The sequence below is a fragment of the Rathayibacter sp. VKM Ac-2804 genome (assembly GCF_009866655.1).
In the GTDB taxonomy this organism is placed as follows: domain Bacteria; phylum Actinomycetota; class Actinomycetes; order Actinomycetales; family Microbacteriaceae; genus Rathayibacter.
In genome coordinates this window covers 2891359-2917621 of the sequence record NZ_CP047420.1, presented here as the reverse complement: position 1 = coordinate 2917621, position 26263 = coordinate 2891359, and the positions used below count along the sequence as shown (strand labels likewise).

Sequence of the window (26263 nt, the reverse complement as noted above, 5' to 3'; positions counted from 1 at the left end):
GTACCGCTCGGCGCCGGTGAAGGACCGCTCCGCCTCAGCCCACCATCCGGTAGCCCATGCCGCGCACCGTCTCGATCCGCTCGGCCCCGATCTTGCCGCGCAGATACCGCACGTAGACGTCGACGACGTTCGAGCCCGGATCGAAGTCGAACCCCCAGACCCGGCTCAGCAGCTGCTCCCGGCTGAGCACCTGCTCCGGGTGGCGGAGGAACTCCTCCGCCAGCGCGAACTCCCGCGCCGAGAGGTCGAGCGTGCTGCCCTCGACCGTCGCCCGGCGCGAGCGCAGATCGAGGGTCACCCCGCCGTGCACGAGCAGGCCGTCGTCCTCGGCCGGACCGGAGCCCGCCGCTGCGTCGCGCAGCCGCACCCGGATCCGCGCGAGCAGCTCGTCGAAGCGGAACGGCTTGGCGAGGTAGTCGTTCGCGCCGAGGTCGAGCCCCTCGACCGTGTCGCCGACGGAGCTGCGCGCCGTCAGCATGATCACCGGTAAAGTCGCCCCCTCCGCCCGCAGCGTGCGCAGCACGGCGAAGCCGTCCATGCCGGGCAGGCCGACGTCCAGCAGCACGAGGTCGAACCCGCCGCTGCGCAGATACGCGAGCGCGTCGTCGCCGCGCGCCGCCCGGGTCGTCGTGTAGCCGGCCGAGCGCAGGCCCTTCTCGACGAAGGCGGCGATGCGCTCCTCGTCCTCGGCGATGAGGATGGTGCTCACTGTGCTCGTCCTCTCGGGGGAACGTCGGTCGATTCGTCGTCGGCGGGGGAGCGCCGCTCGAGGGGGAGCGAGAGCGCGAAGCGGGTGCCGCGGCCGGGGACGGAGTCGAGCTCGACCCGGCCGCCGTGCGCGCGGGCGATCGCGGAGACGATCGCGAGGCCGAGCCCGGAGCCGCGGATGCCGCGACCGTCGTCGACGCGGCCGAAGCGCTCGAAGATCCGCTCGCGCGCCGCGGCCGGGATCCCGGGTCCCTCGTCGGTGACGAACAGCTCGACCCGGTCGGCGCGCCGCTCGCTGCCGAGCACGACCGCCGAGCCCTCCGGGCTGTACTTCGCGGCGTTGTCGGCCAGCTGCAGCCAGGCCTGGGTGAGCCGCGCCGGATCCGCGTCCACCTGCACCTCGGCCACGGGCCCTGCCCGCCAGTCGCGTCCGGGGATCACCGCGACCTTCGCCAGCACCCGCCGGGTGAGCTCGCCGACGTCGACCGGCTGCAGCGGGACGCGGTCCTCGCGCTCGGCCTCCGACAGCTCGGCGATGTCCTCCAGCAGGTGCCCCATCCGGTCCAGCTCGTCGAGCGCTATGGCGCGAGTGGCCTCGACGTCGCAGGGGTCGCGGGCGTCGACGAGCTCGAGGTGGCCCCGGACGATCGTGATCGGCGTGCCCAGCTCGTGGCGCACGTCCGCCAGCAGCCGCCGCTGTGCGTCGAACGAGCCCTCGAGCCGCCCGATCATGTCGTTCACGGTGCGGGTCAGGTCGGAGACGTCGTCGTCTCCGCCGACCGGGATCCGCTCGCCGAGATCGGTCGCGGTGATCCGGGACGCGGTGCGCCGCAGCTCGCGGATCGGGGAGAGCAGGCGACCCGCGACGAACCAGCCCACGAGTCCCGTCGCCGCGAGCGCCAGCGCGGCGATCACGGCGTAGCTCCGCGACACGTCCGCGAGGTCGGAGAGCCGAGCATCGGTGTCGACCGCCGTCACGTAAACCCCGGCCGCGTCCGAGCCCTCGACGCGCAGGGGCACGGCGGCGTAGCGGAGCGTCCCGTCCTCCGTCTCGCCCCAGCCGAGCACCGTCGCTCCCGCCGCCGTCTCTCCCGACACGCGGGCGAGGAAGTCGGGGTCGTCGTCGAGCAGGAAGCTGAGGGCGTAGGGCTGCGGCTCCCAGCGGGCGATTCCGTCGACCAGGCCCACGGTGCTCCCGTCCAGCCGCGGCAGCACCTGCCCGAGGACGGTCCGCAGCAGGGCGTCGATGTCGGTGAACCCGGAGCCGTCCGTGGGAGCCGCGGTGAGCGGCGACTCGTCCGGCTCGATCCGAGTCGCCTCGGCGGGCGACTCCACGATCGTGCGCACGCTCTCGACCTGCTGGCGCAGCTCCTCGTCGATCGAGGCGAGGATCCGGTCGCGCTGCAGCAGGAACGACGCGCCCCCCGAGACCAGCAGGCCGAGCGCGGTGACGACCAGGATCGCCGCGAGGATCCGCACCCGGACGGAGCGCAGGCGGCGCACCGGGGCGGGCGCGGGTGTCGGAGTCATGCGGGCTCCCGAGGGCGTGGCCGTGCGCGGGCAGGCGGTCGAGAGCCCTGAGGTTCCCGCACTCATCATCGCAGCAGCTCGCACGGATCACTGAGAAGCTTCTCAGGAGGAGCGGGGACGGGGCCGCGCGAACCTGCCCGTTAAAGACCTCGACGCCCTGCGGCAGCGGCAGGGCCGGCTGCTCTGACGGGGCGTCGAGCTCTTCTTGACCGACAGCATGCGCCTCTCGGCGGCCGTCCGCAAGAGGGCGGCGCCGTTCGCCCACGGCGAGTCGCGAGAAGCCCCGTCGCGCCGGTCGGCGCCCGCGCGGTCGTTAGACTGGACCGCCTGTTTTCGACGGTCCCCGGAGCGCATCCGCCTCCCGCCCGAGACCGCGGAACCGGCAGGGAAGGGCGCACGATGACGGACAGCGACACGATCCTCGAGTCCGAGCTCTCGCGCGAGCGCGCGTACGTGGCGGGGCTCTACGCCCGCCTCGACGAGCTGATCGCGCAGTCCAGGGAGGCGCTCGACTCCGTCCGGATCGAGAGCGTCGGCGGCAACCACCAGAGCCGGTCCGAGCGCGACGCGTTCGCGCGCCTCTACGAGGACCGCATCCGCTCGCTCTCCGGTGCCGACGACCGCCTCGCCTTCGGCCGGCTCACCCTCGCCGACGCCGAGACGGAGCACCGCTACATCGGCCGCATCGGGCTCCGCGACGACGAGCAGGACACCCTGCTGCTCGACTGGCGCGCCCCCCAGTCGGCCGCCTTCTACCAGGCCACCGCCGCCCGCCCGATGGGCACCCGCGCCCGCCGGCACCTCACCCTCCGCGGCCGCGAGGTGATCCGCTTCGAGGACGAGGTCTTCGACGAGGAGCTGCTGCGCGAGGGCACGGCGCTCCAGGGCGAGGGCGCCCTGATGGCGGCCCTCGGCGCGCAGCGCACCGGGCGGATGCACGACATCGTGGCGACCATCCAAGGCGAGCAGGACCGCATCATCCGCTCCGAGCTGCGCGGCGTGCTCGTCGTGCAGGGCGGCCCCGGCACCGGCAAGACCGCGGTGGCGCTGCACCGCGCCGCCTACCTCCTCTACTCGCACCGCGACCGCATCGCGTCCTCGGGTGTCCTCGTCGTCGGGCCGTCGCGCTCGTTCCTGCGGTACATCGAGGCGGTGCTGCCCTCGCTCGGCGAGACCGGCGTCGTGCTCTCCACCCTCGGCCAGCTCTACCCGGGCCTCGACCTGATCGAGGAGGACCGCCCCGCGGTCGCCCGGGTCAAGGGCTCCGCGCGGATGGCCGAGCTGCTCAAGCGCGCCGTCCGCTCGCGCCAGGCCGTGCCGGCCGAGACGCTGGTCCTCGACGTCAACGGCGAGAAGCTGCGGCTCGAGCCGCACGAGGTGGAGCGGGCGATCACCCGCGCCCGCGACTCCCGCAAGCCGCACAACGAGGCCCGCGTCACCTTCGTGAAGGCGATGATCACCCAGCTCACGAGGCAGCTGGCCGACCAGCTGCGCAGCCACGGCAACACGGTCGACGAGGCCGACGAGGCGGTCCTGCGCGAGGACGTCCGGACCGCCTACGACGTCCGCGTCGCGCTCAACACCGCGTGGATCCCGCTCACCCCGGAGAAGCTGCTGCAGGACCTCTACGCCCGGCCGAACTGGTTCGCCTCGCTCACCCCCCGCTGGACCCCGGAGCAGCGCGCCCTGCTCCGCCGCGACCGCGACGCCGCCTTCACCGTCTCGGACGTGCCGCTGCTCGACGAGGCGGCCGAGCTCCTCGGCGCCTACGACGACCACGCCGACGCGCAGAAGAAGGCCGAGAAGGAGCAGCGCCGCCGCGACGTCGAGAACGCCGAGGCCGCGATCCGCAACATGGGCGTCGACGGGCTCGTCAACGCCAAGGACCTCGCGGCGGGATTCGCCGAGCGCACCAGTGTCGGCACCACCGCCGAGCGCGCGGCGGCCGACCGCTCCTGGACCTACGGCCACGTCGTGGTCGACGAGGCGCAGGAGCTCTCGCCGATGCAGTGGCGGGTGCTGCTGCGGCGCTGCCCGATGCGCTCCTTCACCATCGTCGGCGACGTCGCCCAGGCGTCCGGAGCCTCGGCCGCCTCCAGCTGGGACGCCGCCCTCCGGGACACCTTCGGCCGCCAGGGCCGCGACGGCGAGGCCGCGCCGTGGCGCCTCGAGGAGCTGACCGTCAACTACCGCACGCCTGCGCAGATCGTCGCCTACGCCGAGCGCACGGCGCGCGACAACGGACTCGAGATCACCCCCGGCGAGGCGGTGCGCTCCACGGAGTGGCCGGTCCGCACCGTGCGCGACCGCGGCGACGCCGTGCTCGCCGACCGGGTGCTCGCCGTCGTCCTGGAGGACCGGGCCATCGGGGACGGCACCCTCGCCGTGATCGCCCCGGACGACGAGCTCGACGCGATCACCGCGCGGCTGGAGCAGGAGCTCGGCCGCGAGGTCGGGCGCGGCTCCCGCGGTCTCGACCGCCCGGTCGCCGTGCTCTCGACGGCCGACGCGAAGGGGCTCGAGTTCGACTCCGTCCTGATCGCCCGGCCGCGGCTGATCGCGGCGGAGGAGCGCGGCGCGGCCTCGCTCTACGTCGCGATGACCCGGCCGACGCAGCGCCTCACGCTGGTCGAGTGAGCCGGGCGGGGGATCGGCCTGATCGAGTGCTCCGGGCGGCCCTCCTAGGATGGAGAGCATGAGCAGCGAGAACCTGACCAAGCCCGAGCTCGACGCCCCCGACGGCCCGGCCCCCGATTCCCTCGTCGTCGAGGACCTCGTCATCGGCGACGGCGCCGAGGCCCAGCCCGGCTCCACAGTCGACGTGCACTACCTCGGCGTCGAGTACGACACCGGCGAGGAGTTCGACTCCTCCTGGAGCCGCAACCAGTCGATCAACTTCCCCCTCAACAACCTCATCCGCGCCTGGCAGCAGGGCATCCCCGGCATGAAGGTCGGCGGCCGTCGCAAGCTGATCTGCCCGCCCGCCCTCGCCTACGGCCCCGCCGGCGGAGGCCACCCCCTCTCCGGCAAGACCCTGATCTTCGTGATCGACCTCCTCGGCACGAAGTAGCCCGTCCTCCGCTTCGCGGCCGTCGAGCCACCATGCTGGTGGAGTAGCCCCGGAGAGCCCCACCATGCCGGTCGAGGAGCCCCGCAGGGGCGTATCGAGACCCGCACGACGAAGGCGCAGCACCCGATCACCGGGGCTGCGCCTTCGTCGTTGCACGGCCGAGCGACTCAGCGCGGCTGCGCGCGCTTCACCCGCTCCACGAGCTCTCGCCAGGCCCCGTCGAGCTCCGTCTCGCCGAGCCGCACCGTGTGCGTCTGCACTCGGATCTCGTAGACGAAGCGGTCCGGCCGCCCGGCGGTCGGCGTCGCGGCGCGCGGCCGGTCGTCCCAGTCGAGCGAGCCGAGCAGGTCGTGCCACGCGCGCTCGTCCGGCTGCTCGTCGACATCGATCCGCCAGACCCGGCGGAGCCCGGCGAAGCCGCCACTGCGCGACACGATCACATCCATGGCCGCGATCGTACGCGCCCCCTCCGAAGGACCGCCCTCGATCACGCTGATCGAGCAGCCCCGCGGGAGCGGCCGACCGTGCTGGTCGAGTACTCCTGCAGGGGTGCATCGAGACCCACGGTGCAGACGGTGGGCGATCTCGATACGCCCGCTGCGCGGCCTACTCGATCAGCAAGAGAAGGGGCAGCCTGCTGGTCGAGTGGCCTCGTGGGGCAGCCGCATCATGCTTGTCGAGTGGGCTCGCGGAGCAACCGCAGCATGCTGGTCGAGTAGCCCCGGAGTGGCGTATCGAGACCACCCGACGCCGTCCTCAGGCCGCCGGCAGCTCGACCCCCACCGTCGTCCAGCCGGTGCGGACCGCCGCCTCGACCTCGGAGCCCGCGCCGAAGCGCTCGGCCGCCGCGGCGACGGTCAGCGCCGCGAAGCCCTCGAAGTCCGCCGTCGCCGTGAGCACGCCGCCGGTCAGCACGTCGTACCAGACCGGCCCCGCGCGCTCCCAGGAGGGCCCGCCCAGCTCGATCGCCGCGACCGCGAACGCGCGGTTGGGGATGCCGGAGTTGATGTGCACCCCGCCGTTGTCGTCCTCGGTGTCGACGTAGTCGGCCATCGAGCCGGGCTGCGGGTCCTTCCCGAGCACGTCGTCGTCGTAGGCCGTGCCCGGCGCGATCATCGAGCGCAGCGCGGTGCCCTGCACCTCGTCCGTGAAGAGGCCCTCGCCGATGAGCCAGCTCGCGTCCTCCGCGCTCTGCCCGGCGCCGAACTGCTCGAGCATCGCGCCGAAGACGTCGGAGATCGACTCGTTGAGCGCGCCCGACTGCCCGCGGTAGACGAGGTTCGCGGTGTACTCGGTGATCCCGTGCGCCAGCTCGTGGCCGATCACGCTCTGCGAGACCGTGAAGCGGCGGAAGACCTGGCCGTCGCCGTCGCCGAAGACCATCCGCGAGCCGTCCCAGAAGGCGTTGTCGTAGTCCTCGCCGAAGTGCACCGTCGCGTCCAGCGGCAGCCAGGCGTCGTCGATCGAGTCGCGGCCGAAGGCCTGCTGGAGGAACTCGGACATCGCGCCGAGCCCGTCGTAGGCCTCGTCCGCCGCGGCGTCGCCGGTGGCGGGAGCGCCCTCGGTGCGCACGACGGTGCCGGGCAGGGTCTCGGTCGACTGCGCGTCCGAGATGGTTCGCTGGAGGGCGGCGACCCGCTCCGCGCGGGGGACCGGCGACGCGGTGGCGGTCGAGCGACCGGGGGAGGGCTCTCCCGGCCGGACGCGACGGAAGGGAACGTCCTGCTCGAGCGAGCGGCTGGCCGCCCGCGCGGCCCGGGCGAAGGCCGGGTCGTCGAGTCGGGCGATGCGGACGAGGAGATACGGCGGCACGACTGTTCTGCTCATGGCCCGATCCTCGCATCCACCTCCGACACGGTCGCGGGCTCGCCGCTCGCCCTCCGATGCGGTAGCGGGGCCCCGCGCGCTAGCCTGGCGAGCGACGAGCGGCATCCACGGACCGGGGCGCACCCGAGGACTCGAGGCGGACATGGGCATCATCACGCGGGGCTTCTTCGGGAAGCGCGAGCAGAACCCGGACGTCCCGCCGGGGCAGTACCTGGAGAAGGGCTTCCCCGTCCTCTCCATCGGGCCGACCCCGAACATCCACGAATGGGCCTTCTCGATCGACGCGGGCCCGGCGGGAGTGCGCCGCTGGACGGCCGACGAGTTCGCCGCGCTGCCCCGCGAGGACATCCACACGGACATCCACTGCGTCACGCGCTGGTCGAAGCTCGGCACGAACTGGCGCGGTGTCTCGGTCGACCTCCTGCTCGAGGGCATCGAGAGCGACGCCGGCTTCGTGATGGCGCAGAGCTACGGCGGCTATACGACCAACCTGCCGCTCTCGGAGATCCGCGGCGGCAAGGCCTGGATCGCGACCGAGTTCGAGGGTGCGCCGCTCGCGGCCGAGCACGGCGGCCCGGCGCGGCTGCTCGTGCCGCACCTCTACCTCTGGAAGAGCGCGAAGTGGGTGCGCAGCCTCCGCCTCATGCCGGGCGACGAGCCCGGCTTCTGGGAGCAGAACGGCTATCACATGCACGGCGATCCCTGGAAGGAGGAGCGCTACTGGTGATCTGGACGGAGGCGGTGACCGAGTCGGTCCTGCCGCTCACTCCGACCTCGCGCCTGATCGCGCTCCGCGTCCCGGGCTGGCCCGGGCACCTCGCCGGGCAGCACCTCGACGTTCGGCTCACCGCGCCCGACGGCTACCAGGCGAGCCGCTCCTACTCGATCGGCGCGCCCTCCGACGGCGACCGCGTCGAGCTGGCCGTCGAGCGCCTCGACGACGGCGAGGTCTCGCCGTACCTGGTCGAGGGCCTGGAAGCCGGCGACCGGCTCGAGGTGCGCGGCCCGATCGGCGGCTGGTTCGTCTGGCAGCCCGAGCAGACCGAGCCGGTGCAGCTGATCGCGGGCGGCAGCGGGCTGGTCCCGCTGATGACGATGGCCCGCGAGCACGGCCGCGTCGGCAGCGGCGCCCCGATGCGCCTGCTCTACTCGGTCCGCTCGAGCGTCTTCGCCTACTACCGCGACGACCTCCGGATGCTCGGCGAGCTGCCCCGCGACCGCGGCGGCGTCGAGACCGAGCTCGTCTACACCCGCGTCGCCCCGCCCGGCGCCGCTCGGCCCGCGGGCCGGCTCACCCCCGACCTGCTCGCCGCGACGACGATTGCCGCCTCCGAGGAGCCGACGGTCTACGTCTGCGGTCCCACCGCCTTCGTCGAGGCCGTCGCGACGGCCCTGGTCGCCCAGGGCCACGACCCCGCCCGCATCCGCACCGAGCGCTTCGGCGGCCCCTGAGCTCTGCCTCCCTCCGCGAGATGCCACTTATGAGCGCGACACGCCGTGAAAGGCGTGCACAACTGGCATCTCGCGGGAGGGGAGGGGCGCGCGGCTACTCGAAGGAGACGGTGCGGTTCTCGCCGATGTCGGGCTGGCCGCCGGTGACGGCCGCCTTGGCGACCTTGAAGAGCACGACGGGCGCGGGGGAGTCGGTCACCCAGAGCTCGACGGTCTCGGCCGAGACGCGCAGCAGCGCGACGCTCGGGTCGTCCTTGCCGTCGGGGAACCAGGCCGAGACCGAGGGCGACCACAGCTCGTCCACCTTGGCCGGGTCGTGCACGACTGTGGCGGAGCCGGCCACCGAGAGGTAGCCCTTCTTCGACTCGAACGCGACGTTCACGCTCGGGTTGGCGCGGATGTCGTCGACCTTCGCCGACGGATCCTGGGTGAAGAACCAGAGCTCGCCGTCGAAGTCGACGTCCTGCGCGGCGAGCGGCCGGCTGACGAGCTGCCCGGTCCCGTTGACGGTGGTGAGGAGTCCGATCTTCGCGCTCTTCACGATCTCGGTGATCTGAGCGCGGTCGTCGTCCGTGGCGGGGGTGATGGAGGTGTCGGTCATGGCCCCGACGCTACGCGGAAGCGCGGACGCCGCAAGGGGTGGCGAGCGCGCGCGCGGCCTGTCTAGCGTCGAGGCATGGACACCACCACGTACACGGCCATGCTCGACAGCGGCGCGGAGCAGGAGAGCATCCGCCTCGAACTCATCGACGGCTCCCCGCAGCGCTCCCTCACCCGCGTCGCCGACATCGACGGCGAGGAGGTCGAGGTGGTCTGGGAGCTCGACGGCGAGATCGACGGCTTCCACGTCTACCGCCCCGTCCGCGTCGAGGGACGCGACGACGACAGCGGCGAGGTCTCGGACGACCTCACCGACGGCAACGCCGCCGGCGCCTACGCCGGGGAGTGACCTCTCGACCGCGCCGCTCGCCCCCAGCGGGCGGCGGCGCGGTCACTCCGCCACGTGCTTCAGGCCACCGGGTGCAGCGCGTCGTAGCGCCGGAAGCCCGGGCTGAGCCTCAGCACCGCCGCCAGGATCAGGACGATCGCCAGCCCGCCGGCCAGCGGCGGCAGCCAGAGCAGCGCGAGCGAGGCCAGCAGCCCCGTGTAGAGGTCGCCGACCCGCGGCCCGCCCGTGACGACCACGATGAAGACGCCCTGCAGCCGCCCGCGCATGTTGTCCGGCACCGCCGTCTGCAGCATCGTCTGCCGGAAGATCGAGCTGACGTTGTCGGCCGCACCCGCCCCGGCGAGTGCGACCGAGGCGGCCGCGATCAGGCCGAGGTTCGGCTCCGACGCGTCGTGCGCCGTCAGCTCCGCCACCAGCAGCACCGCGCCGAAGCCGACGATCAGCACCCCGTACGCCTGGATCGACCGGCCCATCGCGAGCCCCTGGCTCCGCACGCCGGTCAGCCGCCCCGAGAAGACGCTGCTGAGCAGTGCGCCGACCGCGTACGCCGCGGTGAGGAAGCCGACCGTCACCGCTCCGCCGCCCAGCAGCAGCGCGGCCGCCGCCGGGAAGACCACCCGCGGCTGCCCGAACGTCATCGCCACGATGTCGACGAGGAACGACAGTCGGGTGTTCGGCGCCCCGCGGAGGAAGCGCAGTCCGTAGCGCAGCGACTCCAGGCCCGGCCGCTGCCGCTCGCCCTCGGGCACCAGCGCGGGCAGCCCGGCGATGCCGAGGAACGCCGCGAGGAAGAGCACGACGTCGATCGTGTAGGTGACCGCGAAGCCGGAGGAGGCGACCAGCACGCCCGCGAGCGCCGGCCCCACGGTCACCTCCACGCCGCCCGCGATGCCGCCGAGCGCCGCCGCGGCCGGCACCAGCTCGAGCCGGAGCAGGCGCGGCGCGACGGTCATCCGGGTCGCACCGATGATGGTCGTCGCCACGGCGTTGACCGCCGTCAGCGCGTAGAGGGTCAGCGGCGTCTCGGCGCCGAGCCAGGCGAGCGCCGCGATGACGGCGGTCGAGCCCCAGGCGACGATCGCCGAGAGCAGCAGCACCAGCCGCCGGTCGAAGGCGTCGGCGAGCATCCCGCCGTAGAGCCCGGCGATCACGGTGGGCACCAGCGCCACCACGCCGACCATCGCGACGGCGAGCGTCGACCCGGTCAGCGCGTAGATGTGCAGACCCACGGCGACGATCGTCATCTGCCCGCCGATGCCGGAGATCACGTTGCCCGCCCAGAGGCGCGCGAAGGCGGGGGACTCGCGGAGAGGGGAGAGGTCGACGACGTGGCTGCGCCGCGGCGCGGAGGAGGGCTGGCTCACTCGCTCCATTCTCGCCCCTCCGCGCTCGTCCCGCACCGGACGCGCGCGCACGGAGCCGCGGAGGCGGAGACCCTAGGGTAGGGGGATGAGCACGTCATCCGACGGCGCGCCCCGACGCCCGCGCAGCACCGCGTCGCGCGTCGCCGGAGCCGCCCCCGCGCGCCGCGCCGCCGCCCCCGCGCCGCGCCCCGGACCCGTCCCGCGAGCGCGAGCGCCGCCGCCTCCGGGGGCCGCTTCGCCGCCTTCCGCCGCCGCTACGGCGCCGCGACGGCGTCCATCCTCCTCGCGCTCGTCGTCGTTCCGATCGCGTTCTTCGTCTGGTACGCGATCATCTCGCTCGGCGCCTACCCCGGCGACCAGGCCGTCAGCGATCTGCTCGTCGGCGTCCTCTACACCGCGATCATCCACGCGCTCCTGCTCGTCGGAGTGCTGCTCGGCGTCTCCTCGATCCGCGCGCGGCGCCGCGAGGGTCGGCCGCCGATCGCCGGCTGGATCGGGGTGGTGCTCAACGTCCTCGTCCTCCTCGGCTGGGAGCTGCTCGTCTCGCCGTGGCTCGTCGAGCTCTGGAACCGGGCCGTCGGCGCCTGATCCGACCGTCCTGATCCGCCCGACGCCCCTCTCGCCCGTCGCCCCCGCGCTCTGGTAAGCTCCTGAGGTTGCCGTCCAACGGCCGCGGATCAAGAGAGCCCACGCATCAGGCGCTGGGCACCGCGCAACGAGAGAGAGGGGATCCCATTCATGGCACTCGAAGCAGACGTCAAGAAGGCGATCATCGAAGAGTACGCGACCCACCCCGGTGACACCGGATCCCCCGAGGTGCAGGTGGCCGTCCTGACCAAGCGGATCAAGGACCTCACCGAGCACCTCAAGGAGCACAAGCACGACCACCACTCGCGTCGTGGTCTGCTGCTGCTCGTGGGTCAGCGCCGTCGACTCCTCGGCTACCTGTCGGACGTGGACATCAGCCGCTACCGCTCGCTGATCGAGCGTCTCGGCCTCCGTCGATAGTCCTCTCCGCTCCTCCCCTCACCGGGTCGAGCGCGGAGTCTCGATGACACCGCGATCTTCTTCTGAACGGGCCGCTCTCCTCCGGGAGGGCGGCCCGTTCCGCGTTCCCGGGCACCGCGTTCCCGGGCACCGTGCGCCCCGGCACTGCCCGCCCCGGCGGCGTGCTCAGTCCAGGCGCTCCGGGCGGTCCACCCCGCCCCAGGAGAAGCCGTCCGCCGCCGCGAACCAGTCGGCCGCCGACCGGGCGAGCGCGGCGTCCGCCTCGGGCCGTCCGGGCAGCGCCAGGGCATCGGCGAGCCCGGGGAGACTCCACCGATCGTCGAGGGCCTTCGCCTGCGCTCGCTGCCACGCGTCCGAGCAGGCGGGCTCGCCGGCCGCCCGCGTGATCGACGCGGCGCCAATGGCGGCGCCGTCCCGCACGAGCGCGAGCGCGCAGGTCAGCGCCGCCGTCCGGACCACGCTCCGCGGCGCTCGCGCCGGCTCGGTGGCGCGCACCTGATCCTGGGCGCCGACGATCGCCGTCAGCGCGAGGAAGAGCCGGGTCGCCGCCTCGTCCGGTCGTGGCGCCAGCCGGCCCGGACCGGCCGAGATCGCGGCGGACGCTCCCGGAGGGAGCACCAGGCCGCGGCCGATCCGAGCGGAGTACGCGCTCAGCAGACCGGTGACCCCGGCGTCGCGGCGCGGATCGTTCTGACCGACCACCCCGCGCACCCCGGGATCGCTCAGCACCCAGACGACGGGGGTGTCGTTGTGGATCGTCAGACTCCGGTGGTCGGCGTCGGCGCAGGCCAGCAGGTGCCCGGCCAGCGCCTCGCCCTCGCGGTCGAGCACGGAGGAGGCGGCGAGCAGCTCGCGCGGCTCGTCGCACGGCCCGGTCGTCCCGCCGGCCGCGGAGGGCAGCCCGGCGAGCGGAGCGAGAACGGCGAGGGCGAGCGCGAGCACCGCGATCGCCGCGGCGGAGGCGACGGTCGCGCCGAGGAGCCGACCGGGGGAGTCGCGCCGGCGCCCGGCGGCGACGGAGCGATCCGGCCGCACTCCACCCCGCCGCACCCGATCGAGCGCGGACGCCACCGTGCCTCGACGCACCATGCGGGACTCCCTCTGCTCGGAGGCTAGACCCGGAACCGGGCTCTGACCAGGGGCGGAGCGAGGCGCGCGGACCCGCCGCCGGAATTCCCTCGAGAAATCTCCGGAGAGGTGCATCCGCGGAGGCCCCTCGGCCGGAAGTAGTGGTGAAGGCCCTTCTCGAGAACCCACCGACCCGTCCGCGGGTCCCATCGTGAAAGAGGAACACCGTGACCACCTCCCGCCTCACCCACCGCCTGCTCGCCGGAGCGTGCCTCGGCACCCTCGCCGTCGCCGGTCTCGCCGCCGCTCCTGCGAGCGCCGCCGACGCCGACTCGGCCGACCTCTACGTGCTGCACGCGGTCCCCGACACCCCGGTCGACGTGTACGTCAACGGAGCACTGACGCTCGACGACTTCGCGCCCGGTGCCCTGGCCGGCCCGCTCGATCTCCCCACCGGCACCTACACCGTGGCGATCACCGCCGCCGACGCCGCGGACGCGAGCGCCCCGGTCATCGGCCCGGTCGACCTCGCCCTCGAGGCAGGCAAGAGCTACACCGTCGCCGCGCACCTGAAGCCCGACAACACCCCCACCGCGACGCTGTTCCCGAACGACATCTCGGCCACCGCGGCCGGAGAGGGTCGCCTCACGGTCCGCCACATCGCCGCGGCGCCCGCCGTGGACATCCTCGCCGGCGGCTCGCCCGTGCTGACGAACGTGACCAACCCGAACGAGGGGATCCTCAACCTCGCTCCGGCCACGATCTCGACCGTGGTCGCCGCGACCGGGACCACCGCTCCGGTCATCGGCCCGGCCGACGTCCAGGTCCAGGAGGGCGTCAACACGATCGTCTACGCCTGGGGCAGCCTGGAGAAGGGCAACCTCGCCCTCGCGACGCAGACCATCGGCGGTCTGCACTCCTCGCCGTCGGGTGTGCCCGCGGGTGAGGCCGGCCTCGCGGCCGACAACCGCACCGACGCCGCCGCCGGCTGGTGGGGCGCTGCCGCGCTCGCCTCGCTCGCGCTGATCGGCGCCGCGCTGATCGGCCGCCGCAAGGCCGTCGCCGGTCGCTGACCGATGCGCACGACCGCCGGTCGCTGACCGGCACTGAAGACCGCCGGCCCGGCGTGCCCCGCACCCGGGCCGGCCGCCGACCACGAGGAGAGGAGGACACGATGAGCAGGACCCCCCGTCTGCCGCGTGCTCTCCTCGTGGTCGGCTCGATCGCGGTCGGCCTCGGCCTCGGCGGCTGCTCGGCACAGGCGGTCGGGGTCGTGCCCGCCCCTGACGCGAGTGCGCCGGTCCTGACGTCGACGCCGGCCGCGATCCCCTCCAGCACTCCCACTCCGCCCGCCGCGGCGGTGCCCGACGTCCCCGTCGCCGACGCGCGGCTCGGCGCCACTCCCGCGCCGGTCGTGCTCGCGCCGACCCGCCTGGTCGTCGACGGCCTGCCGATCGACATGCCGGTGCAGCCGGTGGGGGTCGCGGACGACGGCACCATGGAGCTGGTGCCCGACACCGATGTCGCCGGCTGGTACCGCTTCGGCCGCGGGCTCGACGCCGGCGAGGGCACGACCGTGATCGCCGCCCACGTCGACTCGCTCACCTACGGGCTCGGCCCGTTCGCCGAGCTGAAGCAGGCGCAGCCCGGCCAGCGGATCGGCCTGATGGGGGAGGACGGCGTCCAGCGCGTCTACACCGTGGACACGGTCGAGACGACCGAGAAGACCACCGTCGACCTCTCCACCGTCTTCGTCCAGGACGGCCCCGCGCGGCTCGTCCTGATCACCTGCGGCGGCGATTTCGACTACGACACCCGGCACTACCTCAGCAACGTGGTCGTCACCGCGACCCCCGCGACCTGACCGCCCGACGATGACCGTGCTCGACCACCCCTGTGCTCCGAGTGAGAGCGCGCCGTAGCATGAGCATCGCCGCAGCACCCCGCGCCGTCGAGCCACCGGCTCCTCCGCCCCGGTGCCGCCCCCACTCCAGGAGGACCCCCCAGATCGACGCCCAGACGCGCGAGCCCGACGACGAGGCCGCCGACGAGCGCGCCCTCGTCCAGCGCCTCGGGCTCCGGTTCGCGGCGGGGGAGGAGTCCGCGCTCGCCGAGGCCTACTCCCGGTGGTCCCCGCTCGTCTTCACTCTCGCGCTGCGCTCGCTAGGCGACCGCGGCGACGCGGAGGACGTGGTCCAGCGCGTGTTCGTCTCCGCATGGACCGGGCGCGGCAGCTTCGACCCGGGCCGAGCGGTGCTCGGCGCCTGGCTGGTCGGGATCTCGCGCAAGCGCATCGCGGACGCCCACGAGAACCGCTCGCGCGAGCGCCGGCTCACCGCCGCGCTGGTCGCGGTCGCCCCGGTCGACGAGGGCGAACCGGCGGTCGATCTCGAGGAGCGGGTCCTGGTCGCCGACGAGCTCGCCCGCCTCGACCCCGTCCCGCGGCGGGTGATGAGCCTCGCCTTCTACGACGATCTGACCCACACCGAGATCGCCGAGCGGACAGGCCTGCCGCTCGGCACCGTCAAGAGCCACATCCGCCGCAGTCTCGACAGACTCCGCTCCCGATTGGAGGTGAGCAGCCCATGACGCATCTCGATCCCGACGAGCTCGCCCTCCTCGCCCTCGGCGAGGACTCCTCCGCCGACGCCGCCGCCCACCTCGAGGCGTGCCCCGAGTGCGCCCAGCAGCTGGTCGAGCTCGGCCACGCCGCCGGTCTCGGCCGGCAGAGCCGCTCGCTGGTGCTCGAGAGCCCGCCGGCCGAGGTCTGGGACCGCATCCGCGGGGAGCTGGCGCTGGGGACGACTGCGGAGGCCCCGATCGCTCCGGTGACCGCGCTTCCGGTCGGCCGCCACACGCCGTCGCGACGCCGACCGCGCTCCCGCCGGCTCCTCCCCGCGGCGCTCGCCGCGCTCGCGGCTCTCGCCGTCGGCGTCGTCGGCGGCGTCTGGCTGCAGGCGTCGCGGAGCACCGAAGCGGTCGTCGTCGCGCGCGCCGATCTCGCGGCCTTCCCCGACTGGCAGGGCGCCAGCGGCAGCGCCGAGCTCGAGGACGCCGACGGCGAGCGGCAGCTCGTCGTGCACCTCGACGCGGAGGGCGCGGCCGACTCCTACCGCGAGGTCTGGCTGATCGCGGCGGACGCCACCGGACTCGTCGGACTCGGGGTGCTGGACGGCGCGGACGGCCGCTTCACGGTGCCGGCCGACATCGACCTCGCCGAGTACTCGCTCGTCGACATCTCCCAGGAGCCCGACGACGGCGACCCGCAGCACTCCGGCGACTCGATCGTCCGCGGACCGCTGCGGGAGAGCGGACCGCAGGCGGGCGACTGAGCGCCGCGCGCGAGCGGACGGCTCGAGCGCGCCGTGCTCAGACCGGCTCGGCCCGCTCGGCCAGCAGGGCGACGAGCGCCTGCACGGCCGCGGACGCGTGCGGCGGACTGCAGACCGAGACCTCCCACACCAGTCCGGGCCAGTCCAGCTCGATCGCGGTCACCCCGGCCAGCGGTGCGATGCCCGAGCGCGGGACCACCGCCGGCCCGAGACCGGCCTGGACGAAGCGCGGGATCGCGGGCAGGTCGGCGACCTCGGTGGCGACCCGCCGCGTCGCTCCGGCCGCGCGGAAGGCCCGGTCGACGCTGACGCGGTTGCCGAAGCCGGCCGGGGTGTCGATGAACGCGGCGCCGTCGAGGTCCGCGGGGGAGGGCCGCGCCAGCCGCGCCAGCGGATCGGCGCTGTCGATCAGCAGCACGTAGCCGTCCCGGACGACGGTCGTCACGGCGAGGTCCTCCAGCTCGGCCACCGGCAGGGCGAGCAGCGCCACGTCGAGCCGGCCGCGGCGGAGGTCCTCCGCCAGCCCCGTCGATCCGCTCGGCGAGGTGCGCAGCAGCAGGTCGACGAGCGGATGCCGGCGCCGGAACGCACCGAGGGCGCCCGGCAGATCGAGGATGTCGAGCGCGGAGAAGGTGCCGACCCGGACCCGGCCGCGCAGCCCCGCCGCGTCCTCCGCGGCGAGCGAGCGCATCCGGTCGACGCTGTCGATCGCCGCGCGCGCCGACGGCAGCAGCGCCTCGCCGACGGCGGTGAGCGCGACGCGCCGCGTCGACCGGGTGAACAGCGGCGCCCCGAGGTCCTGCTCCAGCGCGCGGATCGTCGCCGACAGGGTGGACTGCACGACGTAGAGACGGGCCGCCGCGCGGGTGAAGCTGAGCTCCTCCGCGACGGCGACGAAGGCGGCGAGCTGGCGGTCGTCCATGCCTCATTGTGCGGCTTCGGCGATCAATGCGTCCAGGATCCTCCGTTGGACGTGGACGATCGACAGGAGCACTCTGGGCGCATGCCGACCACCGGAATCCCCGCCGAGCGCACCGCCGCCCGCACCTCGTCCTCCTCGCGCCGCCCCGAGCTGGGGCACCACCTCGGCTTCTGGGTGATCGCGGTCGCCTTCCTCTCGGTGATGGCCTTCTCCACCGTGCCGACCCCGCTCTACGCGATCTACCAGCAGCGCGACGGCTTCCCCGCCTTCGTCGTGACGGTGATCTTCGCGGCCTACGCCGTGGGAGTGGTCGCCAGCCTGTTCCTGGCGGGTCACGTGAGCGACTGGCTCGGCCGGCGCCGCATCCTGCTCGCCGCGATCCTCGTCGAGGTGCTGGCGAGCATCGTCTTCCTGCTCTGGCCCGACGTGCCCGGGCTGATCGTGGCGCGGCTGCTCACCGGCATCGGCGTCGGCGCGCTGACGGCGACCGCGACCGCGCACCTCTCCGAGCTCCGCGCGATCGCCCGGCCGGAGGAGGGCCCCGGCGCCTCGCGCGCCGTCTCGACCCTCGTCAACGTCGGCGGTCTCGCCCTCGGCCCGCTGATCGGCGGCGTCCTCGCCGTGACCGTCGACCGCCCGCTGGTCGTGCCCTACGAGGTCTTCCTCGTGCTGCTGGTCGTGCTCGGGATCGCGGTCGCCCTCGTCCCCGAGACCGTCGAGCGCCGGGAGGAGCTGCCCGCCTACCGGCCGCAGCGGCTCGCCGTGCCCGCCGCCTCGCGCGGCACCTTCCTCTCGGCCGCCGTGGGTGCGTTCGCCGGCTTCGCGGTCTTCGGCCTGTTCACCTCGCTCGCGCCGACCTTCCTGGCCGGCCGCTTCGGCGAGACCTCGCACCTCGTCGCGGGCGTCGTCTCGTTCGGCGTCTTCGCGGCCGGCGCCGTCGCCCAGCTGACCGCCGCCCGTCTGCCCGTCCGCCGCGCGCTGCTCCTCTCCGCCGCGGCCCTCGCCGTCGGGCTCGCCCTCGTCGCCTGGGGCGCCGTCGCCGTCGTGCTGCCCGCCTTCATCGGCGGCGGCGTGATCGCCGGGGCCGGCGTCGGCCTGATCTTCCGCCTGGCCCTCGGGGTCGCCGGCTCGCTCGCCTCCGACGAGACCCGCGGCGAGGTCCTCGCCGGGATGTTCCTCGCCTCCTACGTCGGGCTCGCGGTCCCGGTGCTCCTGATCGGAGCGGCGCTCTCCGTCCTCCCGGCGGTCCCGGTGCTCGTCGGCTTCGTGGCGATCGTGCTCGCGCTGGTGCTGGTGGCGATCGCGCGGATGCTGCGCTCGGCGGCCTGAGCGCGGCGGCCGGGCTGCGGCGACCGGGCAGGGGCGCGCGCCGCGACACGGGCGGCCCCGGCGCTCCATGATGGAGTCATGAAGCTCTTCTCGTTCGGCCGCTCCGACTCCGACCCCCTGCCCGCCGGCGACCGCGGCTCGGGCAAGCTCGACGACTACGACTACGAGCTGCGCCCCAAGTCCAAGCGCGGTGACACCCTCCTCGGCATCGCCGACTCGCTCCCGCACCAGGACGAGCTGGCCCGCGTGCACGCCCTCGGCGAGGAGGAGATCACGGCGGTCATCCCGCGCCGCACGATCGAGGAGGAGCGCACCGACGCGCCGATGCCGGTCCGCCTCTTCGCGAACCACCGGCCGAGCGATCTGGTCGGCTACGTGCCCCGCGGTCTCGAGAACGTCGTCGAGGCGGCCCTGGCCCGGCTCACCGAGGCGGGCAAGCAGCCGCGCATCCCCGCCCGGATCGTGAAGGGCAAGGGCGGCCTGCGCGTTCAACTGCTGATGCACGAGACCCGTGGCTGACGACGCGCGGCCGCAGGGATCGTCGTCCCCGGCGGAGTTCTGGGGCAGCCCCGCCCCCGCCGGTCCGCCGCCCGGCTGGTATCCGGACCCCGGTCAGGTGAACACGCAGCGCTACTGGGACGGCCGGGCCTGGACCGGCCACCTCGCACCACTGGCGCCCGCGGCACCCGCCGTCGGCAACGCCGCCGCGACCGCGTCGCTCGTGCTCGGGATCCTCGGCGTGCTCCTCACTCCGATCCCGCTGTTCATCGGTCTCCTGCTCGGCGGTCCGCTCGACGTGCTCGCCGTCGTCCTCGGTGTCGTCGGCCTCGTCAAGGGCGGCGCGCGGCGGGGCGCGGGCGTCACCCGGGCCGTCGTCGGCCTCGTGCTCGGCGCGCTGATGCTCGCGGCGATCACCGTCGGGGCCGGCACGATCTGGTAGTCGCGCGGCCGCGGTCCCGGCCCGGAGCCGCGCGGCGGATCCGCGGTTCCTGGTCGATCGGTGCCCGCACTGATAGCATGAACCGGTTCCGAATCCGGGAGCGACCGCCGGTCGTCATCGGGTTCGAACCACGGAGCAGGCCGGCAGGAAGCTGGTCCTCGGTGGTGGAGTCCCGGTTCGCGACATCACGCACTGCTGCAGCGCAGTGGACGATGTCGGGCAGACCCGGAGCCCTTCTACTGGTGGCCAGCACGAACGCCCTCCACACGACGGCACGGCGCGAAGCCCTGCCGTGGGATCGCGTGCGATTCCTGACCGTCATGCCGCTCCGACGAACGCCGGCGCCCAGAGGGGTGCCGTTGCAGACGTTAAGGAGACAGACCTCTTGGAAGGTCCTGAAATCACATTCGCCGAAGCCGTTCTCGACAACGGCTCGTACGGCACCCGCACCGTCCGCTTCGAGACCGGCCGCCTCGCGCAGCAGGCTCAGGGCGCGGTCGCCGCGTACCTCGACGAGGACACCATGCTCCTCTCGGCCACCTCGGCGTCGAAGAACCCTAAGGACAACTTCGACTTCTTCCCGCTGACCGTCGACGTCGAGGAGCGCTCCTACGCCGCCGGCAAGATCCCCGGCTCGTTCTTCCGCCGCGAGGGCCGCCCCTCCACCGAGGCGATCCTGGTCTGCCGTCTGATCGACCGGCCGCTGCGCCCCTCGTTCGTCGAGGGCCTGCGCAACGAGGTCCAGATCGTCATCACGGTCCTCAGCATCGCGCCCGACGAGTTCTACGACGCCCTCGCGATCAACGCCGCGAGCGCCTCGACCCAGATCTCCGGCCTGCCCTTCTCGGGCCCCGTCGCCGGTGTGCGCCTCGCGCTCATGTCCGACGGCTCCGGCAACGACCAGTGGGTCGCCTTCCCCAAGGCCTCGCAGCTCGAGAACGCTGTCTTCGACCTCACCGTCGCGGGCCGCGTCGTCACCAACGAGGACGGCTCCTCGGACGTCGCCATCATGATGGTCGAGGCCGAGGCCACCGACGTCTCGTGGAACCTCATCAAGGCGGGCGCCACCAAGCCCGACGAGGCCGTCGTCGCCCAGGGCCTCGAGGCCGCCAAGCCCTTCCTCCGCGCGCTCGTCGAGGCGCAGTCGAAGCTGGCCGCCGAGACCGCGAAGCCGGTCAAGGACTACCCGGTCTTCCTGCCCTACGCGCAGGAGACCTACGACAACGTCGCCGAGCTCAGCTACGACGAGCTCGTCCGCGTCTACCAGATCGCCGACAAGGTCGAGCGTCAGGACGCCGACGACGCGCTCAAGGCCCGGGTCAAGGAGCAGATCGCCGAGCGCATCGCGTCCGGTCAGCTCTCCGCCGAGGCCTACTCGCAGGTCGGCGCCGCGTACAAGTCCGTCACGAAGGTGGTCGTCCGCGGCCGCATCCTCCGCGACGGCGTCCGCATCGACGGCCGCGGCCTGGCCGACATCCGTCCGCTCGACGCCGAGGTGCAGGTCATCCCGCGCGTCCACGGCTCGGCGATCTTCCAGCGCGGCGAGACCCAGATCCTGGGCGTCACCACGCTGAACATGCTCAAGATGGAGCAGCAGATCGACTCGCTGTCGCCCGTCACCAAGAAGCGCTACCTGCACCACTACAACTTCCCGCCCTACTCGACCGGTGAGACCGGCCGCGTCGGGTCGCCGAAGCGTCGCGAGATCGGGCACGGCTTCCTCGCCGAGCGCGCCCTCGTGCCGGTGCTGCCGAGCCGCGAGGAGTTCCCCTACGCGATCCGCCAGGTGTCCGAGGCGCTCAGCTCCAACGGCTCCACCTCGATGGGCTCCGTCTGCGCGTCGACCCTGTCGCTCCTCAACGCCGGTGTGCCGCTGCGCGCCCCGGTCGCGGGCATCGCGATGGGCCTCGTCTCCGACGTGGTCGACGGTCACACCCGCTACGCGGCGCTGACCGACATCCTGGGCGCCGAGGACGCGCTCGGCGACATGGACTTCAAGGTCGCCGGCACCTCCGAGTACGTCACGGCCATCCAGCTCGACACGAAGCTCGACGGCATCCCGTCGTCGGTCCTCGACGCCGCGCTCAAGCAGGCCAAGGACGCCCGCACCACGATCCTCGCGGTGCTCACGGCGGCCATCGACCAGCCCGACGAGATGGCCCCGACCGCGCCCCGCGTGATCTCGGTCCAGATCCCCGTCGACAAGATCGGCGAGCTGATCGGCCCCAAGGGCAAGACGATCAACGCGATCCAGGACGAGACCGGCGCCGACATCTCCATCGAGGAGGACGGCACCGTCTACATCGGCGCCGTCGACGGACCGTCGGCCGAGGCCGCTCGCGCCCAGGTCAACGCCATCGCGAACCCGACCAACCCCGAGGTCGGCGAGCAGTTCCTCGGAACCGTCGTCAAGATCGCGACCTTCGGCGCGTTCGTCTCGCTCCTCCCCGGCAAGGACGGCCTGCTGCACATCAGCGAGGTCCGCAAGCTCGCCGGTGGCAAGCGCGTCGAGAACGTCGAGGACGTCCTCGGAGTTGGCCAGAAGCTGCTCGTCTCGATCACCAAGATCGACGACCGCGGCAAGCTGTCCCTCGCGCCCGTCGTGGCCGAGGACGCCGAGGCGCCCGTCGAGGTCCCCGCCGAGAGCTGATCCCTCCCGCGCGACCGACGCCCGTCCCACTCGCGTGGGGCGGGCGTCCGTCGTTCCCGGGGTCCGGCCGCACCTCCGGTGGGCCGGCCGCCTGTCGTCCGTGGGGTACGGTGGCGGGACCGTGCCGTCGCACCGCCCCGACCGGAGGACCCCGTGACCGACTCGACGCCCCCGGCCCTCGCGCCGGAGACGCCCCTTCCGCCCCGCCTCCTCGGAGCCACCGGTCTGCCCGTGCACCCGGTCGCCCTCGACGGCTCCGTCTTCGGCTGGGCCGCGAGCATCGACGAGACCACCGAGGTGCTCGACGCGTTCGCGCAGCTCGGCGGCACCCTGATCTCCACCGCCGACCACTACGCCACCGGACGCAGCGAGTACATGATCGGCCGCTGGCTCGAGCAGAGCGGCCGGCGGGACGAGCTGCTCGTCGCCACGAAGGTCGGCCGGCACCCCGACGCGCCCGGTCTCGCCGCCGAGGACGTGCGGATCGCGATCGAGGGCAGCCTCGAGCGGCTCGGCACCCGGATCGATCTGCTCTCCTTCGACAGCGAGGACCCGGAGGTCCCGATCGCGGAGAGCCTCGCGGCCGTCGCCCCGTTCATCGCGGACGGCTCGGTCGGCGCCCTCGGCGCGGCGCACTTCAGCGGCGCCGCCCTGGCGGAGGCGGAGGAGGCGGCCCGCGAGCTCGGCCTACCCGCCTTCACCGCGGTGATCGCCGAGTACAACCTGATGGAGCGCAAGCAGTACGAGGCCGACGTCGCCCCCGAGGTGCTCCGCCAGGGTCTCGGCACCCTCGCGCGCCTGCCGCTCGCGAGCGGCTACCTCACCGGCAGGCTGCGCCACCGCTCGGACGAGCCCGAGTCGGTCATGTTCGAGGCCGCGCTCGACTACGTCGGCCGGCACGGCAACAAGGTGCTCGCGGCGCTCGACGAGGTCGCGGAGGCGCACGGCAGCAACCCCGGCACCGCCGCGCTCGCCTGGGTGCTCGCGCACCAGGAGGTCTCGGCCGTCATCGTGCGCGCCCGCGGCGCCGAGGAGCTCGCGTCGATCTTCGGCGCCGCGACGCTGCCGATCACCCGCAGCGAGATCGCCCAGCTCGACCGCGCCTCCGCCTGACCGGCGCCGAAGGACGGCCCGGCCGTGCCCCGCGAGAGCTGGGGCGCGGCCGGGCCGAGCGTCAGCGACGCAGGATCCGCGCCTCCCACGGCCCGAGCGTCGACCCCGACGCCCCGGCGACGTTGCCGAGCACCGTCTCGGCGCCGGCCCACTCCTCGAGCAGCGCGACCTCGAGCGGCTCGCCCGACACGTTGCCGACCACGAGCAGCTCGCTCGCCCCGGTGCGGGTGTACGCGAACAGCGTCGGGTGCTCCGGCTCGAGCAGGGCGAAGCGGCCGAGCCGCACCGTCTCGTCCTCGTGCCGCAGCGCGATCAGCGCCCGGTAGTACTCGAAGACCGAGCGCTCCGCGGCGCGGTCGGCCGCCACGTTCACCTCGACGTGGTTCGGGTTCACCGGGATCCACGGCTCGCCGGTCGTGAAGCCGGCCTGCGGTCCGCCGTCCCACTGCACCGGCGTCCGCGCGTTGTCGCGGCTCTGCGCGCGGAGCCCCGCGAGCACCTGCTCCGCGTCCTCGCCGCGCTCCTCGACCGCCTCGGCGTAGTAGTTCAGCGACTCGACGTCGCGGAAGTCCTCGATGCCGGCGAACGGCACGTTGGTCATGCCGATCTCATCGCCCTGGTAGATGTACGGCGTGCCGCGCTGCAGGTGCAGGAGCGTCGCCCAGAGCGTGGCCGACTCGTAGCGCCGGGCGCCGTCGTCGCCGAAGCGCGAGACGAGCCGGGGCTGGTCGTGGTTCCCGAGGTAGAGGCTGTTCCAGCCGCGTTCCGCGAGCCCGTCCTGCCAGCGGGCGAGATTCGCCTTCAGCGCGACGAGATCGAGCGGAACCGGGTGGAACTTGTCGACGCCGTGGTCGATCCCGACGTGCTCGAACTGGAAGACCATGTCGAGCTCGCGCCGCTCCGGGTCGGTGACGAGCACCGCCTCCTCGAGGGTGACGCCCGGCATCTCGCCGACCGTCATCAGCGCGGCGTCGCGCCCGGCGAACACCGCCTCGTTCATCTCGCGGAGGTACTCGTGCAGCCGGGGACCGACCCCGCCGACGATCCCGGAGCCGCCGCCCTCGCCGTCGATCTGGTCGACGTCCTTCGAGACGAGGTTGATGACGTCCATCCGGAAGCCGTCGACCCCGCGGTCGAGCCACCAGTTCATCATCGCGTGCACCGCGTGCCGGACCTCCGGGTTCTCCCAGTTGAGGTCGGGCTGCTGCACCGCGAAGAGGTGCAGGAAGTACTCGTCCGTCGCCGGGTCGAGCGTCCAGGCCGGCCCGGAGAAGTAGGAGCGCCAGCCGTTGGGCTCGGCGACGTCGAGGCCCGCGTCCGCGGTCGCCTCGAGCTCGGCGTCCGGCTCGATCGGCGCGGACTCCTGCCCGGCCGTCTCCCGCCCGCGGCGCCACCAGTACCAGTCGCGCTTCGCGTCCTCCTGCGAGGAGCGCGACTGCACGAACCAGGCGTGCTCGTCGCTGGTGTGGTTCACCACGAGGTCCATCACCAGCTTGATCCCGCGCTCGTGCGCCTCGGCGAGCAGCAGGTCGAACTCCTCGAGCGAGCCGAACAGGGGATCGATGTCCTGGTAGTCCGAGATGTCGTAGCCGTTGTCGTGCTGCGGCGACGGGTAGACCGGCGACAGCCAGACGACGTCCACGCCGAGGTCGGCGAGGTGGTCGAGGTGCGCGCGGATGCCGCCGAGGTCGCCGATCCCGTCGCCGTTCGAATCGGCGAACGAGCGGGGGTAGATCTGGTAGACGACCGCGCTCGTCCACCAGGGCGTCGCGGGGGTCGGGGTGAGGGGCTCCATGGCCCGAATCTAGCCGCCGCCACCGACTCGGACGCGGTCGCCGCACCGGCGCGAGCGACCCCCGGGAGCCCGCCGGGGAACACCGTGTAACGATCGGGTTAAGCGTTCCCGAGCGCCCCGCGGGGCGCCGACCGCGCTCGGATACTCTCGGTGCTGGCGGACCCGGACCGCCGCGGGGGAGTGGGCGAGTGGCGAGGGTGAAGGCCGTGTCGGCCGCGCGGAGTCCGCGCGGCACCGCTCTCCGTCCGCCACTGGCGGACACCCGTCCCGTCGTGGCTCCCGCCTCGCTCAAGCGCACTCTCGGCGGCACCGCCGAGACCCTGTTCCCGCTCGTCCTCGACGCCGTCGTGCTCGCTCGTCACGACCTCGGCGGGCCCGAGCTGCTCGAGCGCTTCGCGGCCTGGGGCGGCGACGGGGTCGTCGTCGCCGACACCGCCGCTCCCGCCGCCGCGGAGGACCGGATCGGCGGCTGGCTGGCCGGTCACCGCGACCGCGACCGGTTCCGGCTGCTCGGCCGCTTCGGCGCGCCCCCCGCCGAGGCCGCCACCCCGCGCGCCCTGGTGACCCGGGTCGAGGAGTCGCTGCGACGGCTCGGCGCCGAGCGCCTCGACGTCCTGGCCGTCCGCTCCGACGGCGCCGGCCGGCTCGACGAGCTGCTCAGCGCGGTCGAGGTGCTGCTCGCCCGCGGTCTCGTCGGCACCGCCGTCGCCTCGGGCTTCGCGGCTGAGGAGCTCTTCGAGGCGCGCGTGCTCGCCGGTCACGGCCACCCCCGGTTCGCCGGCGTCGAGCTGCCCTACAGCCTGCTCGAGAGCTCTCGCGCAGACGGCGACGTCGGTCTGGTCGCGGCCGGTCAGGGCCTCTCGCTCCTCTGCACGGCGCCGCTGGCGCACGGCTTCCTCGACGGCGTCGCGCGCGGCCGCAGGCAGCTCGGCAGGCTCCCCGACGGCGCTCTCGCCGCCGCCCACATCGGTCGGCGGGGCAGGCGCGTGCTGGTCGCCCTCGACGCCATCGGCGCCGAGCTCTCGGCCGCCCCCGCGGCCGTCGCGCTGGCCTGGCTGCTCTCCCGGCCCGGAGTGACCGCGGCCGCCGTCGCCCCGCGCTCCCCGGCCGAGGTCGACGCCCTCGTCCGCGCCGTCTCGCTCGAGCTCGACGACGGCCACCTGGCGGCCCTGGAGCGCGCCCGCCGCTGACGGGCTGCGCAGGGAT

Annotated in this window: 26 protein-coding genes; 17 read left to right on the top strand and 9 right to left on the bottom strand. The window is 73.7% G+C overall.

Translation table 11 applies throughout. The features are described 5' to 3' along the window. Nucleotides 1-34: 34 nt before the first annotated feature. On the bottom strand, nt 35-709 hold the full coding sequence (locus GTU73_RS13715; protein ID WP_160090297.1) for a response regulator transcription factor: 675 nt from the start codon (nt 707-709) through the stop codon (nt 35-37). Beyond that, nucleotides 706-2238 carry a HAMP domain-containing sensor histidine kinase gene (locus tag GTU73_RS13710; protein ID WP_160090296.1) on the bottom strand — a complete coding sequence of 511 codons (1533 nt, stop codon included), beginning with the start codon at nt 2236-2238 and terminating at the stop codon, nt 706-708. Before GTU73_RS13710 ends, GTU73_RS13715 begins: the two co-directional genes overlap by 4 nt. 399 nt (nt 2239-2637) lie before the next feature. Between GTU73_RS13710 and GTU73_RS13705 the strand changes: the two genes are divergently transcribed. Both GTU73_RS13705 and GTU73_RS13700 read left to right on the top strand, forming a co-directional pair. Continuing rightward, nucleotides 2638-4875: a UvrD-helicase domain-containing protein gene (locus GTU73_RS13705; RefSeq protein WP_160090295.1), complete on the top strand. Its 2238-nt coding sequence runs from the start codon at nt 2638-2640 to the stop codon at nt 4873-4875. Nucleotides 4876-4933: 58 nt separating this feature from the next. Continuing rightward, nucleotides 4934-5308, top strand: a complete 375-nt coding sequence (locus GTU73_RS13700; protein WP_160090294.1) for an FKBP-type peptidyl-prolyl cis-trans isomerase — start codon at nt 4934-4936, stop codon at nt 5306-5308. A 167-nt stretch (nt 5309-5475) separates the two neighbouring features. On the opposite strand, the gene GTU73_RS13695 is transcribed toward GTU73_RS13700, so the two are convergent. Next, on the bottom strand, nt 5476-5754 hold the full coding sequence (locus GTU73_RS13695; protein ID WP_160090293.1) for a protealysin inhibitor emfourin: 279 nt from the start codon (nt 5752-5754) through the stop codon (nt 5476-5478). A gap of 310 nt (nt 5755-6064) precedes the next feature. Continuing rightward, a complete protein-coding gene (locus GTU73_RS13690) occupies nt 6065-7135 on the bottom strand; it encodes a M4 family metallopeptidase (RefSeq protein WP_160090292.1) in 1071 nt (356 codons plus the stop codon). 142 nt (nt 7136-7277) lie between these two features. On the opposite strand from GTU73_RS13690, the gene GTU73_RS19110 reads away from it, so the two are divergent. Together GTU73_RS19110 and GTU73_RS19105 are read left to right on the top strand one after the other, a co-directional pair. Further along, on the top strand, nt 7278-7862 hold the full coding sequence (locus tag GTU73_RS19110) for a molybdopterin-dependent oxidoreductase (RefSeq protein ID WP_173251909.1): 585 nt from the start codon (nt 7278-7280) through the stop codon (nt 7860-7862). After that, entirely contained in the window at nt 7859-8587 is a 729-nt protein-coding gene (locus tag GTU73_RS19105; RefSeq protein ID WP_244231639.1) for a ferredoxin reductase, read from the top strand. Before GTU73_RS19110 ends, GTU73_RS19105 begins: the two co-directional genes overlap by 4 nt. Before the next feature lie 94 nt (nt 8588-8681). Here GTU73_RS19105 and GTU73_RS13680 read toward each other — a convergent pair whose 3' ends face one another. Beyond that, nucleotides 8682-9188, bottom strand: a complete 507-nt coding sequence (locus tag GTU73_RS13680; protein WP_160090290.1) for a pyridoxamine 5'-phosphate oxidase family protein — start codon at nt 9186-9188, stop codon at nt 8682-8684. A 75-nt stretch (nt 9189-9263) separates the two neighbouring features. Between GTU73_RS13680 and GTU73_RS13675 the strand changes: the two genes are divergently transcribed. Beyond that, the gene (locus GTU73_RS13675; RefSeq protein WP_123704987.1) at nt 9264-9536 is read left to right on the top strand and encodes a hypothetical protein; all 273 of its coding nucleotides are present in this window, start codon (nt 9264-9266) and stop codon (nt 9534-9536) included. 59 nt (nt 9537-9595) lie between these two features. Here the strand turns inward: GTU73_RS13675 and GTU73_RS13670 are convergent, their stop codons facing one another. Next, entirely contained in the window at nt 9596-10900 is a 1305-nt protein-coding gene (locus tag GTU73_RS13670; protein WP_244231638.1) for an MFS transporter, read from the bottom strand. 426 nt (nt 10901-11326) lie between these two features. On the opposite strand from GTU73_RS13670, the gene GTU73_RS13665 reads away from it, so the two are divergent. Together GTU73_RS13665 and rpsO are read left to right on the top strand one after the other, a co-directional pair. Beyond that, on the top strand, nt 11327-11488 hold the full coding sequence (locus tag GTU73_RS13665; protein WP_160090288.1) for a hypothetical protein: 162 nt from the start codon (nt 11327-11329) through the stop codon (nt 11486-11488). 150 nt (nt 11489-11638) lie between these two features. After that, nucleotides 11639-11908 carry a 30S ribosomal protein S15 gene (gene rpsO, locus GTU73_RS13660; protein WP_123447896.1) on the top strand — a complete coding sequence of 90 codons (270 nt, stop codon included), beginning with the start codon at nt 11639-11641 and terminating at the stop codon, nt 11906-11908. Between the two features lie 165 nt (nt 11909-12073). Here rpsO and GTU73_RS13655 read toward each other — a convergent pair whose 3' ends face one another. Further along, entirely contained in the window at nt 12074-12997 is a 924-nt protein-coding gene (locus tag GTU73_RS13655) for a hypothetical protein (RefSeq protein WP_160090287.1), read from the bottom strand. A 206-nt stretch (nt 12998-13203) separates the two neighbouring features. On the opposite strand from GTU73_RS13655, the gene GTU73_RS13650 reads away from it, so the two are divergent. The 4 genes from GTU73_RS13650 to GTU73_RS13635 all read left to right on the top strand — a co-directional run bounded on the left by GTU73_RS13650 (nt 13204) and on the right by GTU73_RS13635 (nt 16308). Continuing rightward, on the top strand, nt 13204-14049 hold the full coding sequence (locus GTU73_RS13650) for a DUF4397 domain-containing protein (protein ID WP_160090286.1): 846 nt from the start codon (nt 13204-13206) through the stop codon (nt 14047-14049). Between the two features lie 101 nt (nt 14050-14150). After that, nucleotides 14151-14840 carry a class F sortase gene (locus tag GTU73_RS13645; RefSeq protein WP_160090285.1) on the top strand — a complete coding sequence of 230 codons (690 nt, stop codon included), beginning with the start codon at nt 14151-14153 and terminating at the stop codon, nt 14838-14840. 59 nt (nt 14841-14899) lie between these two features. Beyond that, the gene (locus GTU73_RS13640) at nt 14900-15565 is read left to right on the top strand and encodes a sigma-70 family RNA polymerase sigma factor (protein WP_160090284.1); all 666 of its coding nucleotides are present in this window, start codon (nt 14900-14902) and stop codon (nt 15563-15565) included. Beyond that, entirely contained in the window at nt 15562-16308 is a 747-nt protein-coding gene (locus tag GTU73_RS13635; RefSeq protein ID WP_160090283.1) for an anti-sigma factor, read from the top strand. Before GTU73_RS13640 ends, GTU73_RS13635 begins: the two co-directional genes overlap by 4 nt. 37 nt (nt 16309-16345) lie before the next feature. Here the strand turns inward: GTU73_RS13635 and GTU73_RS13630 are convergent, their stop codons facing one another. Further along, nucleotides 16346-17230 carry a LysR family transcriptional regulator gene (locus GTU73_RS13630; protein ID WP_160090282.1) on the bottom strand — a complete coding sequence of 295 codons (885 nt, stop codon included), beginning with the start codon at nt 17228-17230 and terminating at the stop codon, nt 16346-16348. Between the two features lie 81 nt (nt 17231-17311). On the opposite strand from GTU73_RS13630, the gene GTU73_RS13625 reads away from it, so the two are divergent. The 5 genes from GTU73_RS13625 to GTU73_RS13605 all read left to right on the top strand — a co-directional run bounded on the left by GTU73_RS13625 (nt 17312) and on the right by GTU73_RS13605 (nt 23262). Further along, nucleotides 17312-18559 carry an MFS transporter gene (locus GTU73_RS13625; protein WP_160090281.1) on the top strand — a complete coding sequence of 416 codons (1248 nt, stop codon included), beginning with the start codon at nt 17312-17314 and terminating at the stop codon, nt 18557-18559. 78 nt (nt 18560-18637) lie between these two features. Further along, on the top strand, nt 18638-19078 hold the full coding sequence (locus GTU73_RS13620; protein ID WP_160090280.1) for a hypothetical protein: 441 nt from the start codon (nt 18638-18640) through the stop codon (nt 19076-19078). Next, nucleotides 19071-19499 (top strand): DUF2510 domain-containing protein, encoded by a 429-nt coding sequence (locus GTU73_RS19100; protein WP_208543668.1) that lies wholly within the window; start codon nt 19071-19073, stop codon nt 19497-19499. The genes GTU73_RS13620 and GTU73_RS19100 overlap by 8 nt, the downstream gene beginning before the upstream one ends. Before the next feature lie 385 nt (nt 19500-19884). Beyond that, nucleotides 19885-22149 (top strand): polyribonucleotide nucleotidyltransferase, encoded by a 2265-nt coding sequence (locus GTU73_RS13610; protein ID WP_160090279.1) that lies wholly within the window; start codon nt 19885-19887, stop codon nt 22147-22149. A gap of 153 nt (nt 22150-22302) precedes the next feature. Beyond that, nucleotides 22303-23262: an aldo/keto reductase gene (locus GTU73_RS13605; protein ID WP_160090278.1), complete on the top strand. Its 960-nt coding sequence runs from the start codon at nt 22303-22305 to the stop codon at nt 23260-23262. Nucleotides 23263-23323: 61 nt separating this feature from the next. Here the strand turns inward: GTU73_RS13605 and GTU73_RS13600 are convergent, their stop codons facing one another. Continuing rightward, nucleotides 23324-25057: an alpha-glucosidase gene (locus GTU73_RS13600; protein WP_160090277.1), complete on the bottom strand. Its 1734-nt coding sequence runs from the start codon at nt 25055-25057 to the stop codon at nt 23324-23326. 272 nt (nt 25058-25329) lie between these two features. Between GTU73_RS13600 and GTU73_RS13595 the strand changes: the two genes are divergently transcribed. Next, nucleotides 25330-26247: an aldo/keto reductase gene (locus tag GTU73_RS13595; protein WP_160090276.1), complete on the top strand. Its 918-nt coding sequence runs from the start codon at nt 25330-25332 to the stop codon at nt 26245-26247. Nucleotides 26248-26263: the final 16 nt, after the last annotated feature.